This window comes from Auritidibacter ignavus, from assembly GCF_003703835.1.
Lineage (GTDB): Bacteria > Actinomycetota > Actinomycetes > Actinomycetales > Micrococcaceae > Auritidibacter > Auritidibacter ignavus.
Genome location: NZ_RDQR01000027.1, coordinates 24112 through 36286, shown reverse-complemented (window position 1 = coordinate 36286; position 12175 = coordinate 24112). Strand labels below are relative to the sequence as shown.

Annotated in this window: 11 protein-coding genes; 4 read left to right on the top strand and 7 right to left on the bottom strand. The window is 56.0% G+C overall.

Going from position 1 to position 12175, the window contains the following annotated elements; genetic code table 11:
* Positions 1 to 200 (top strand): transposase (locus tag DYI20_RS11165; RefSeq protein WP_136090121.1); only part of this gene is annotated, 200 nt, incomplete at its 5' end.
* Between the two features lie 160 nt (positions 201 to 360).
* On the opposite strand, the gene DYI20_RS11160 is transcribed toward DYI20_RS11165, so the two are convergent.
* Positions 361 to 1011 (bottom strand): GntR family transcriptional regulator, encoded by a 651-nt coding sequence (locus DYI20_RS11160; RefSeq protein ID WP_110101728.1) that lies wholly within the window; start codon positions 1009 to 1011, stop codon positions 361 to 363.
* Between the two features lie 66 nt (positions 1012 to 1077).
* On the opposite strand from DYI20_RS11160, the gene DYI20_RS11155 reads away from it, so the two are divergent.
* Positions 1078 to 1803 carry a flavin reductase family protein gene (locus DYI20_RS11155; protein ID WP_342352892.1) on the top strand — a complete coding sequence of 242 codons (726 nt, stop codon included), beginning with the start codon at positions 1078 to 1080 and terminating at the stop codon, positions 1801 to 1803.
* Entirely contained in the window at positions 1803 to 3167 is a 1365-nt protein-coding gene (locus tag DYI20_RS11150) for an MFS transporter (RefSeq protein ID WP_110101726.1), read from the top strand. Before DYI20_RS11155 ends, DYI20_RS11150 begins: the two co-directional genes overlap by 1 nt.
* Before the next feature lie 140 nt (positions 3168 to 3307).
* Here the strand turns inward: DYI20_RS11150 and hutG are convergent, their stop codons facing one another.
* The 5 genes from hutG to DYI20_RS11120 all read right to left on the bottom strand — a co-directional run bounded on the left by hutG (position 3308) and on the right by DYI20_RS11120 (position 9698).
* Positions 3308 to 4276 (bottom strand): formimidoylglutamase, encoded by a 969-nt coding sequence (gene hutG, locus DYI20_RS11145; RefSeq protein WP_199445924.1) that lies wholly within the window; start codon positions 4274 to 4276, stop codon positions 3308 to 3310.
* A gap of 42 nt (positions 4277 to 4318) precedes the next feature.
* Positions 4319 to 5539, bottom strand: coding sequence for an imidazolonepropionase (gene hutI, locus DYI20_RS11140; protein ID WP_110101725.1), 1221 nt, complete (start codon positions 5537 to 5539; stop codon positions 4319 to 4321).
* A 211-nt stretch (positions 5540 to 5750) separates the two neighbouring features.
* Complete coding sequence (locus DYI20_RS11130; protein ID WP_110101724.1) at positions 5751 to 7442, bottom strand: urocanate hydratase; 1692 nt, start codon at positions 7440 to 7442, stop codon at positions 5751 to 5753.
* A gap of 46 nt (positions 7443 to 7488) precedes the next feature.
* Positions 7489 to 8301, bottom strand: coding sequence for an IclR family transcriptional regulator (locus DYI20_RS11125; protein ID WP_110099560.1), 813 nt, complete (start codon positions 8299 to 8301; stop codon positions 7489 to 7491).
* 56 nt (positions 8302 to 8357) lie between these two features.
* Entirely contained in the window at positions 8358 to 9698 is a 1341-nt protein-coding gene (locus DYI20_RS11120) for a YjiH family protein (protein WP_110101723.1), read from the bottom strand.
* Between the two features lie 808 nt (positions 9699 to 10506).
* Here DYI20_RS11120 and DYI20_RS11115 point away from each other — a divergent pair.
* On the top strand, positions 10507 to 11607 hold the full coding sequence (locus DYI20_RS11115) for a radical SAM protein (RefSeq protein ID WP_233242906.1): 1101 nt from the start codon (positions 10507 to 10509) through the stop codon (positions 11605 to 11607).
* A gap of 46 nt (positions 11608 to 11653) precedes the next feature.
* On the opposite strand, the gene DYI20_RS11110 is transcribed toward DYI20_RS11115, so the two are convergent.
* Positions 11654 to 12127: a (deoxy)nucleoside triphosphate pyrophosphohydrolase gene (locus DYI20_RS11110; RefSeq protein ID WP_233242905.1), complete on the bottom strand. Its 474-nt coding sequence runs from the start codon at positions 12125 to 12127 to the stop codon at positions 11654 to 11656.
* Between the last annotated feature and the right edge of the window lie 48 nt (positions 12128 to 12175).

Here is a 12175-nt window from a genome sequence, read left to right as displayed (position 1 = left end):
GGACGCTGAAGAAAAGGGCGGCAGACATCCTGGCCTACTTCGACCGCCCCGGAACCTCCAACGGACCCACCGAGGCCATCAACGGACGACTCGAACACCTGCGCGGATCCGCCCTGGGCTTCCGGAACCCAACCAACTACATCGCCAGGTCCTTGCTCGAGAGCGGAGGATTCAAGCCCCGTCTACACCCTCGATTGTGAAGAGCCCCTTATCTCCGCGATTAGAGAAGGACTTCAGCCCAAGCAACATCCATAGACGAGGTAGAACAGGGCATCTGCTCATTTCGAGGACAAGAGACTACTTGACAACAAACATGGGGCGGGCGCTCCCCCGTACAAGGGCGACTCTGGAGCTAACTTTCTAAAAAATCCGACTTTCTTCTGCTTTTGCCGAAGCCACCCCGATAGCAGACTGCACCAGATGATCATTAAGCTTGATGATCCAGTCCCTTGCCTCTCGTGGCTGACGGTTGTAAGCGGCCTGTAAGGCAGGAATGATAAATGTCTTGCCGATACTAATTTCTTTCTCCGTATCAGAGATATTCGCCCTCCAAAACCTTCGAGACAAGACATGCAAGGCAGTCAGCGAGTCACTGAGGTAACGATTATTGGTAGCTTCACGGACAAGAGTATGAGCTCTTCTCAGCACGTCTGAATACTTCTTGATCGTATCCACAACTTGAAAATCCTCGACAAGCATCCTCAAGTCCTTGCGTTGAGTCTCTGTGGCTCGGGTCGCTACGAGGCCAATAGCTAAGGCCTCCAGGGGGCGCCTTACTTCCAACCTTGCAAGCTGGTCGTCCACGGATATGGGGGGAACTTCTATACCCCGGCCACCGCGCGCTCGAAGTAAACGCTCCCGGTCTAGTCGTTGGATCGCTTCACGCAGGGGCGTGCGACCTACTCCGGCGAGTTGTCCTAAATCCGCTTCCGTCACGATACTACCGGGAACGACGGTCCCATCTTCAATCATGTCAGCCAGCTTCAAGTACGCTTCGTCTGCTTTGCCCACTGCCCACCTCTTCTACGACAAATGCGTCATATCACACTACACCGTTCTTGTGATTCATAGCACATAGTGTATATTCTTGATATCCACACGATACACAAAGGACCGATTACGTCAGGAGGCGTCAGCACTTTGAAGTACTCACCGTTGCAAGAACCAAATCCGTTGCCTTACTCTCCCTTCAAAAGCTCAACGGTGCCTCGCCCTATTGGTTGGCTTTCAAGCGTTAGTTCTGATGGCCGAGAAAATTTAGCTCCGTATAGTCAGTGGCAAAACCTCACATTTGATCCACCCAGAGTGATGTTTTCAGCGAACCAATACCCGGATGGTCGACGCAAAGACACGGTTCTAAATGCCGAGCAAACCGGCTGGTTCGTGTGGAACATGGCAACCTATGATTTGCGCGAGGCAGTCAATGTGAGCGCAATGGCTTTGGAACCGCACGAAAACGAATTTGATTATCTTACCGACCATGGCGTGAGCAAGATGTATGCCGATAATTATCCCGTACCAATGATCGCGGAATCGCCAGTCAAATTCGAGTGCCGTTATCACTCCACTCATCGAGTCCCAGGAAATTCACCGGTTGGAACGATTGATGTCGTCTTTGCAACCGTAGAGAAGATCCACATCGTTGATGAATTCATCACCGACGAGGGCCGTCTGGATATCGAGAGAATCGCCCCGATTGCTCGACTTGGTTACTTTGATTACACAGTGGTCCGCGAAACTTTCGAGATGCGTGTGCCCGGCTCTGACAGTGAGGCCCAAGCCGGACTAGAAGGGCGTGCATAATGTCTGCGCAATTAGTTAATGCGGATGGCGAAGATCGTACGACGCAACAGTCCCACACACGTCGTGTACGGGACCTAGTCGCGGTCAACTTTGGAAACGCTCTGGAGTGGTACGACTGGAATATCTATACGGTATTCGCCCCGGTGTTCTCGGTGCAGATTTTTCGTACAGAGAACCCTACCTCAGCACTCTTGGCAACCCTAGCGGTTTTCGCAGTGGGGTTTATCGCAAGGCCGATCGGCGGAATACTCTTTGGAGCCTACGCCGATAAAGTTGGTCGCAAGAAGAGTCTTTTCGTCGCGATGCTGATTACAGCATGCGGAAGCCTCGCCATCGCGGTGACCCCAACTTTTGAAGCCGTTGGCATCGTTGCGTCGATCGTGCTCCTTGTAGCCCGGCTTGCTCAAGGTTTGGCACACGGCGGAGAAATGGGAACCGCAGCGACCTACTTGATCGAACGAGCGCCGTCTCATCGCAGAGCTCTTTTCGGTTCAACGTCTTGGGTCAGTGTCGTGGTCGGAACTATGATCGCGACGTTAGTTGGCCTTGCTATAAACGGTTTGCTAAGTGAAACACAAGTTCACGACTGGGGGTGGCGCATTGCTTTCGGGCTCGGCGGGATTTTGGGTCTCTATGCGCTATATCTGCGTCGCATGATTACTGAAACAGAATCATACAAACAGGTCGCCCAATCCAACAATGAATCGCTTCCTACAAGATCGGAAGCGGGAAAGTTAGCAACAGCGGCTACCGGAAACGATGTGGAAAGTCCAGATAGCATTTTCAACTATTGGAAAGGCCTGCTGGTAATTTTCGGCGTCTCTGCAGGTGGATCTTTGATGTTTTATACCTGGCTGATCTACTTCCCCAATCACGCGCAGATGGCGTATAACATGTCACCGACTCAGACTCTAAGCGCATCTTTGATGGCACAGTTAATTTTCCTCTTCGCGATCCTTTTGGCAGGGCTACTTGGAGACAGAATTGGAAGAAAGCCGATGGTGATAACCTTTGGCGCTCTGTTCATCGTTTTGCCTTTCCCTGTCGAAATGATGCTTGACGGAAGCTTTGCCACGTTTATGATTACTCAGGTCATTGTCCTTTTGGCTATCGCCACGCTCTTTGGTGTTAATGCAGCTGTTTGGGCAGAGGCTTTACCAACCCACGTCCGCGCCAAGGGAGTAGCGAGCATCCTCTCGTTAGCAACGGCTATCTTCGGTGGAACCGCTCCATATCTAATTACCTGGTTCTCCGATAACGGTCAATACAATCTCTATCTTGTATACCTTATGGTCATAGCGACGCTCACTCTCCTGACTGGAATACTTATGCGGGAGGGTAAGAAACAGTCGCTCAGTGGGTGATTCCTCAACATCCCAATTAGAGAATTCCTTCAACCGATTCTTAAACGAGGTCAGTCCAGCCCCCTCTGTGTGGCTGGACTAACCCTGTTGCCGTCTGAGAGTTTTTGGGGCGCGAAGGCCCGGAAGGCTCTATCCGAACATTACTGCTTTTCGATCACGGCACGGTGAATCATCCGGGCCGCAGTTCTCGCGGTGCGCCCACCAATATCGTGCTTTGGGCTCAACTCGGCGACATCGAAATGTAGTAGTTTCCCACTGCGGGCCACCAGACCGATCACGTACTCAATCACATGGGGCGAGACACCAACAGCTGCCGGAGCGCTGACGCCCGGAGCAACATCGGCCGAAAGCACATCCAAGTCCAGGGTCAGGTAGACCGCATCCAGATCTGCCAGGAACGACTCCACAAACTCTGTCACAGCGCTCTTGTGATCGATGGTGGCCTCCCGGTCAAGGAGGACGGCCACATTCTCAGATTTCGCGCGGTCGAACAGAATTTTGGTGTTGGCTTGCTCAGCAATGCCCAGGGCGGCGTAGTGCAGGTCACGGCCGGCAAGATGCTCATGCTCAGCGATTTGAAAGAATCCGGTTCCGGAGGTCGCAAAGCCGGCGTCCCGGTTGTCAAAGTGAGCATCCAGATTCACGATGCCTAATTTTGCCGAGCCTGACAGCGAACGGTCTGAGGCGTCACCAGCACGCAGGAAGTGGGAAACACCCAGAAAACTGGCCCAGGTAATTTCATGGCCCCCGCCTAATCCGACGGTGAAGTGGCCTTGGTCCAGCAGGGTGCTCAGATTGTCACCGAATTCTTTCTGACCTTCTTCGAGCTCAGCCCCGGTGTCAATGTCTCCGGCATCGTAGATGCTGATCGGTTCCGGCAACGCGAATCCGCCTAATGCCTGGCGCAAGGACTGAGGTCCTTCCACTGCTCCAGGACGACCCATATTGCGTTTCACGCCTTCATCGGAGCGGAACCCTAGCAGTGCGGTTCCTGATTCGGCTGTAGCCGAAAAGGGACGGACGGCTTGGTGCCACCGCAGGTGCTCTGGCCCGTCCCCGTCGACACGGCCACTCCAGTTCTCTTTGTTCATGGTGTCAATAAGAGCCATACAATCTACCCCTGTTCTCAAATCACGAAGCTCACGGACGGTTTACACTGCACGAACGCCGCGACGCCAGACCGAATGCGTCATGGGCATTCCAGGGCGGTAGGCCAAGTGGATGGCAGCGGGGGCGTTCAGCAGGTGAAGATCGGCTCGTTTTCCGACTTCCAGGGAGCCGACTTCATCGTCAGCCCCCACGGCGATGGCGCCACCCAGTGTGGCAGCCCGGATAGCTTCGTGCAAGCTCAACCCCATCTGGAGCACAGCGGTACCCACGCAGAAGTTCATCGACGAGGTATAGCTGGTGCCCGGGTTGCAGTTGGAGGCCAACGCAATCACGGCACCCGCATCAAGCAGGCGACGGCCCGGAGCCAGCTGTTCGCGGGTGGACAGGTCGCAGGCCGGCAAGCAGGTTGCCACAGTGCCACGTTGTCCGGTGCCATTGTCCCGATCACCATCGCTCCAGGATCCTGCCAGGGCCTCGACGTCCGAATCGCTCAAGTAGTTCACGTGGTCCACACTGGTGGCTCCCATCTCCACGGCGAGTCTCACACCGGGGCCTTCTCCCAACTGGTTGCCGTGTACCCGTAAACCCAGACCAGCATCTTTGGCGTGTTGCAATACGCTCCGGGATTGGTCTTCGTTGAAGGCGCCCCGTTCACAGAATACGTCGGCCCAATCCACGTATGGCGTCACACCTTCCAGCATCGGGCCGTTGACATCGGCCAGGTACTCATCGGCGTCCACGCCCGCCGGGACCAGGTGGGCACCGAGGAAGGTGACGGTATCGAGCTCCCCGTCTTCTTTCAGCTGGTGTGCTAACTTGGCGTGCCGAATTTCTTCGGCAACCTGCAACCCGTACCCGGTCTTGGTCTCCAGATAGGTGGTGCCACCGTCAACGGCCTGACGAATCCGATCACGCACCAGCCCGCTCAGTCGCTCATCGCTGGCAGCCCGAGTCGCTTCGGTGGTGACGTTAATGCCACCAGCCGAGTAGGATTCTCCTGCCATTCGAGCCTCAAATTCGGCGCTACGGTCGCCATCGAAAATAATATGAGTGTGGGAATCAACCCAGCCGGGAAGAGCGGCTTTGCCTTCGGCGTCAACACTGACGTCAGCGGCGGGCACATCCTTGGAGGGGCCTACCCAGGCGATCTTTCCGTCTTCGAAAACAATCCCGGCATCCTTGATGACGCGTGACTCTGCATCCTGAGTATGTAATTCGGAGATATTGAAGATTGCGGTCGACTCGTTATTCTTCGAGCTCATCGAAACACTCATTCCTCTCAACGATAAAAATAATACGGGGCCTTTGCAGATCTGCCGGATGTTTTTGACTGTCGGTGAGGGTGTAGTGCCCATGGCCACGGCCGATGGCTCGCCCGCGTTGTAACCGATCAAACCGGAGCGCGTCCGTGTCGTCCTGAAGGACCGACACAGACGCGCCCAGGCAGCTCACATGGCCATCACTCAACGGCGATTAGTCGCGGATCTTCGGCTCCATCGGAACCTTGACACCACGTTCCTGAGCAACCTCGGCTGCGCGACTGTAACCGGCGTCCACGTGACGGATGACACCCATTGCCGGGTCGTTGGTCAGCAGTGCTTCCAGCTTGGCCCGACCCAGCTCGGTACCGTCAGCCAAACCGACCTGGCCGGCGTGGATAGAGCGGCCCATGCCCACACCACCCCCGTGGTGCAGCGAGACCCAGGTGGCACCCGAGCTGGTAGCGGTCAGCGCGTTCAACAGAGGCCAGTCGGCAATGGCGTCGGAGCCATCGAGCATGGACTCGGTTTCGCGGTACGGAGAGGCCACCGAACCGGAGTCCAGGTGGTCACGGCCAATAGCGATCGGAGCCTTGACCTTGCCGGAGGCCACCAGCTCGTTGAACAGCAGGCCGGCCTTGTGCCGCTCACCGTAGCCTAACCAGCAAATACGTGCCGGTAGCCCCTCAAATTCGACGTATTCTTCAGCAGCATCCAACCAGGTGTGCAGGTGCTCGTTGTCCGGGAACAGCTCCTTCAAGGCCTGGTCGGTGACCTTAATGTCTTCCGGATCGCCGGAGAGAGCAACCCAGCGGAACGGGCCAAGACCCTCGCAGAACAGCGGACGGATATAGGCCGGGACGAAGCCGGGGAATTCGAAGGCACGCTCGTAGCTGGCCTTGCGGGCCTCGTCACGAATGGAGTTGCCGTAGTCGAAGACCTCAGCGCCTTCGTCTTGGAACTCCACCATGGCCTGCACGTGCGTGGCCATGGACTCGCGGGACTTCTTGGTGAAGCCCTCCGGATCAGCCTGTGCTTCCCGATCCCAATCATCAATCGTGTACTCGACAGGCAGGTAGGACAGCGGGTCGTGTGCCGAGGTCTGATCGGTCACAATGTCGATACTGATTTCACCAGCACGGTGACGACGCAATAGCTCGGGGAACACTTCAGCGGCGTTGCCCACGTATCCCACAGACAGGGCTTTCTTCTGCTCCTTGGCTTCCAGGACCTTTTTCAGCGCGGTTTCCAGATCGGTTTCGACCTCGTCGAGGTAGCGCTTGCCCTGACGGCGACGTAGCCGTTCCTCGGAAACGTCCACGATCAGCACGGCACCGCCATTAAGGGTCACGGCTAGTGGCTGTGCTCCACCCATACCACCGCAACCGGCGGTCAGGGTCAGGGTTCCGGCCAAGCTGCCCTCGAAACGGTTCTTCGCGATCGCACCGAAGGTTTCGTAGGTACCCTGCAGAATCCCCTGGGTCGCGATGTAGATCCACGATCCAGCGGTCATCTGTCCGTACATCATCAGCTCAGCGTCATCGAGCTTGCGGAATTCTTCCCAGTTGGCCCAGTCGCCGACCAGGTTCGAGTTGGCAATCAGCACGCGCGGTGCCCACTCGTTGGTCTTGAGCACCCCAACGGGCTTACCGGACTGCACCAGCAGCGTCTCGTTGTTTTCGAGTTCTTTGAGGCTTTCGATGATGGCATCGTAGGCTTCCCAGCTACGAGCTGCCCGGCCGGTTCCGCCGTAGACGACCAGGTCTTCAGGACGTTCAGCCACCTCGGGGTCGAGGTTGTTCATCAGCATGCGCATCGGAGCTTCAGTCTGCCAGGACTTCGCGGAGATCTCGGTGCCTCGAGGCGCATGAATTTCGCGGGACGGGTCATGACGGGTAAAAGACATCGTATTTTTCCTTTCTCGGGTAGCACACTGGTAGTCACCCGGAGGACTACATCAGCCGTTTTTCTAATATGTTCGCGTAACGGCGCAGAGCCGTCACAAGCTTGTCGTGTTGTTCTGGTGTGGTCTTGGCCGGGATATAGGTCAGCGTCATCGCAGCAACAGGCCAGGCATTGCGGTCACAGATCGCCACTGATACTGAGGAAAAACCTTCGGTGACTTCTGAATGCTCGCTGGCGTAGCCTCTCTGACGGATCTCGCCTAACTCCTCCTGCAATTTCTGTAGCGTCGTGATTCTCAGCAGGTCAATATTGCGGACGGGAAACTCCAGCGATTCGTCATCGAGCTTATGTTCTCCCTCCGACTGGCCGTGCTCCCCCGTGGCAAACGCGCTCTTGAGTGAATACATGGCGGCCACTTGATCTTCGGGTAGCTGTGCCAGCATGGCCCGTCCCGAGGCGGTCGCGTGAGCTAACAGGCGCACGCCGACGTGGTTGACCAGCACCGGCCGGCCCTCGGCACGTTCATTCAACAAGTAGACAACGTTACGCCCGTAGAGCGTCGACAGATGTCCGTTGGCCCGTGTCTCGTCAACCAGCTTGGCCAGCAGTGGCGAGGCCAGACGTGAAACCGGCTCGTAACGCACATAGGAGTGAGACAATTCGACCGCGGAAGGCCCCAGACCGTATTTCTTCTCTTCTGGGTAGTGGATGACAAACCCCTGCGCTATGGCCGTGTTCAACAGGTGATAGACGGTCGAACGCGGAATGTGCAATTGATCCGAGACCAGTTGTGCACTCACGGGACCACGTTGTCTAGACAGCATCAGCAAGATCTCCAGAACGTGCTGAGCTGCCGGCACGCGAGATGACGAGTACTGCTCCGGCTTCCGTTGCGAAAGGACACTGCCTGTTTTCACTATTGCAACATCACCACCACGTGGCACAAGGGGCCAGCGATCAGAATGGTCAGCACGACGCGTTCAAACCACACCACGAGCATTTGCCAGAGGCTGATTGGAATCGAAGTCGACATCACGGTCGGAATCAGTGCGGAGAGGAACACGATCACCGAAACTGAGACGACGGCAATCAGCAGTCGTAACGCAAGATCTTCATCGCCACTCAGGAAGGTCGCAGGCAAAAAGATTTCAGCGACACTGAGGAACGATGCTTTGGCGGCCAGAAGCGGTTCGCTCATGCCCACGATCCACGTAAACGGCAAGAGCAGGTATCCTAGCCAGTCGAAGATCGGTGTGAAGTGCACCAGGATCAAAGCCACCGTTCCCACACCCATGATGGATGGGACGATGTTCGTGGCCATACGAAGCCCGGTCAGGAAGTTGGTGCCGAGGTTCACAAAGATATTGGGTGCAGCATCAGCGATCGCCAGCGCTTCAGACCAGGCCACTTTGGTCTTATTCTTCTTGACAATGCTTTCGGTTTCCAATTCCACGTTGGGATACGCTGTATTCGGAATGGTGCCCAGCGGAGGAATGCGGACGACAATGGCGGTCACCAGGAAGGTTACGATCAGCGACAAGAAGAAGTACCACAGCCACATGTCCATCAGGTCCAGGGTGCGTGCAATCACGACCATGAAAGTCACCGACACGGTGGAAAAGCCCACCGCGATAATGGCTGCTTCCCGGCCGGTGTAGCGTCCTTTCTTGTACATCCGATCGGTGATCAGCATCGAGACCGAGTAGCTGGCCACGAACGATGCGACCGCATCCACGGCGGAGCGACCAGGCGTGCGCCACACTGGGCGCATGATCGGCTGGGCATAAACACCGATGAATTCCATCAGCCCGTAATTGGTCAGTAGCACCAAGAAGATCGCGCCAATCGGCACCAGGATTCCGACCTGTGATGCCACCGGGTTAAAAATCGACGGTGCAATGTCCTCACCGATGATCCAGTTCGGTCCGAAGTCAAAGACCACCATGGCTGAAAAAAGAGCGCCCAAGACGGCAAACACGGCGAAGACCGCATCCACGACGTTCGTCATCCACTTGCCCTGAATCACGGTGAGCACCGCTCCGGCCACAGCGAGTGCCAGAATGATGTATGGCACCGCCTGACCGAGCCAGTCGGTGAACCACGAGACGATGTGTTCAATAAGGATCGAACTCTCTCCGTTGATAGTCAAGGGAACGAAGAAAATGAAAATACCCAACGCGCTGTAAAAAATGACGCGGAAAGCGTTACCCGCCGTGTGGGTATGTTGTGTTTCTGACGTTTCACTGTGCACAGTCATGTCAGCTCCTGTCTGGGCCGGATCGATGGTCCAACCGCTTTCTCGTCTCCGATCTTCCGAGACGTGGTGATCAGTAGTTTTCCAAAATTCTTGTTATATCCCCCCGCGCCGAGGAGGACGTCGCGGAGCAGCTAACAGTTGGATTCCATCGTCTTCAGGTGCCACGACTTGACGTTTCCAGGCGGATTCACCGGCGACAATACCGCCTCCGGTTGGACTACCCTCGTGAGTACGCCACACCCAGTTGAGGTCCTAGCCGGGTCATCTTCAGTATATTCTCCGAAAATCGTGCCCAGCGGCTTACGCATTTCTCGGCAATGGTCCTGCCGCGTCTTGTAGCAAGCGACGTGATAGCTACTCACGCGGTCTGCTAGCCACAGCAGTTTTCTCTGTTGCCCAACAAACCAACCACTGGAGACAGAAATCACGGTCTCAATCTCCACAGTGTGGGAAACGCGTACCAAAACCGTCGTGGCATGTGTGTTTCACATCGAGGTAATCTCCTTCATGCTTTCGCGCGAGTCGAGAGGGCCTCAGCCCACCTCACCTTCTGGTCGTCCCTCCATCACCGTTCGACGAGGTGCATACGACAGTGGTGAATCGGGTACACACACCAGTACAGCACCTCTTGGAGATCAGTAATAAGCTCAGCCCCAGATAACCGTCTGAGATACCAGACACTCGAGTGATCCAGCTAACTCACGCCGACACGAAGCTATCGCCGCCTCTTCCTGCGCGTACACCCCCTATCGTTCATTTGTCCGAAGAGAGTATGCGCTTTCGATCAATTTGTTCTATAATGTTCTATATGCGATGGGAAGCGCAGACCCTCCAGGTCGACCACGAGCAGCTGGATATTGCCGACGGAGATACCCCGTCAGGTGGTGTCCAACACCCGATGGTCGACCTGGAGTTATCCTCCCCAACCCCCGAGTTTGCTCATACCGAATTCCACGAGGTCATCACCAAGTCAGCGCTCAACAAGGTGCCCGAAGCATCCAACATGCCGTTCCGTTGGTCGATCAATCCGTATCGTGGTTGCACTCACGCTTGCGTTTACTGCTACGCTCGGGGCACACACGAGTATCTCGATTTCAACTACGGCGAAGACTTCGACCGACAGATCGTGGTCAAGGTCAATATTGTCGACGCGCTACGTCAAGAACTCAAAAGGGGCAAGTGGGATGGACAGACCGTTGCCCTCGGCACCAATACTGACCCTTACCAGCGCGCAGAGGGCCGATATCAACTCATGCCGGGGCTACTGGCTGAACTTGGCAAAGCCGGCGCTCCGGTTTCCCTCCTGACCAAAGGCACTCTACTCTCCCGAGACATTCCACTCTTGCGATCCTTAGCCCCAGAGATCCCCCTAGATATTGGGGTCTCCCTGGCAATGATTGATCCACAGTTGACCGAGATTTTTGAGCCCGGAACGCCATCTCCGAGCGCACGATTGAAACTGATTGAGAAGCTCTCATCAGCAGGAGCCAATGTCTCAATCATGGCCATGCCGATCATCCCGTGGCTGACCGACTCAATCAACGCCATGGAGCAGCTCTTTAGCTCAGTGGCCTCCGCCGGTGCCACCAGCATCCAAACCACTCCCCTCTTCCTGCGACCAGGCTCTCGCGAGTGGTTCATGTCGTTTATCCAGTCACAGTACCCGCATCTGCTGGCCGGTTTTCAATCCATGTACAGTGGCCGGATTTATGCTCCGGCACGTTATGCCAACAAATTACGAGCCAAGACACGACAACTGGCCCACCAGCACGGGCTCGGTATCGGCGCAGTGCACGAATCGGAAAAGGACCCGGACGTGCACTTTCGCACGCATTTACCAATCCGCCCGGTCAACTCGAGGCCCACAACCACACAGACTCCCGGCACGAATCAACAGGCGCTGTTTTAGAAACGTCGGGGCCGTAGCCAGCGCTCTATCACGATCGAAACAGCACTCATCGGCTGAGCTGCTCGAGGAGCGCGTCGACGATAGGACGGTCCGCGGGAATCCATTCGAACGCGTGCAACGCAGTAGAGTCGAGTTGTTCCCAGACCAATTGATCATGTTCGACCAGCGCCGTGGCCTTACCGGAAATAATCACTGCGGTATAGACCTGCATCCGCATCCCGTTGCCCAACAGCCACCCCTGCGGCTCTGGAGATTCGATGCGATCCAATATTTCAGCCTCAACATCGAGTTCTTCCTGAAGCTCACGGCGTAGTGCCTGTTCGAGATCCTCACCGGCCTCAACCTTGCCACCAGGGAACTCCCAATAGCCGGCCAAGGACTTTGGTGCTTTGCGACGTGCCAGCATCATCTGTCCAGGTTCATGCTTGTCATCGAGGATGGCAGCTCCCACAACAACACGCCGACTGTTGCTGTCGGTGAGCGATGATGAGGCCGAGGACTGATGGGGATGATGGCCCACGGGTAACACTCCGTTACGACTCGATAGGTGATGGTCCGATAGCAACTC

Coding starts and splice junctions, on each gene's coding strand:
- hutG (WP_199445924.1), bottom strand. CDS start 4,276: ATGGCTCTTATTGACACCATGAACAAAGAGAACTGGAGTGGCCGTGTC.
- DYI20_RS11150 (WP_110101726.1), top strand. CDS start 1,803: ATGTCTGCGCAATTAGTTAATGCGGATGGCGAAGATCGTACGACGCAA.
- DYI20_RS11120 (WP_110101723.1), bottom strand. CDS start 9,698: ATGACTGTGCACAGTGAAACGTCAGAAACACAACATACCCACACGGCG.
- DYI20_RS11130 (WP_110101724.1), bottom strand. CDS start 7,442: ATGTCTTTTACCCGTCATGACCCGTCCCGCGAAATTCATGCGCCTCGA.
- hutI (WP_110101725.1), bottom strand. CDS start 5,539: ATGAGCTCGAAGAATAACGAGTCGACCGCAATCTTCAATATCTCCGAA.
- DYI20_RS11115 (WP_233242906.1), top strand. CDS start 10,507: ATGCGATGGGAAGCGCAGACCCTCCAGGTCGACCACGAGCAGCTGGAT.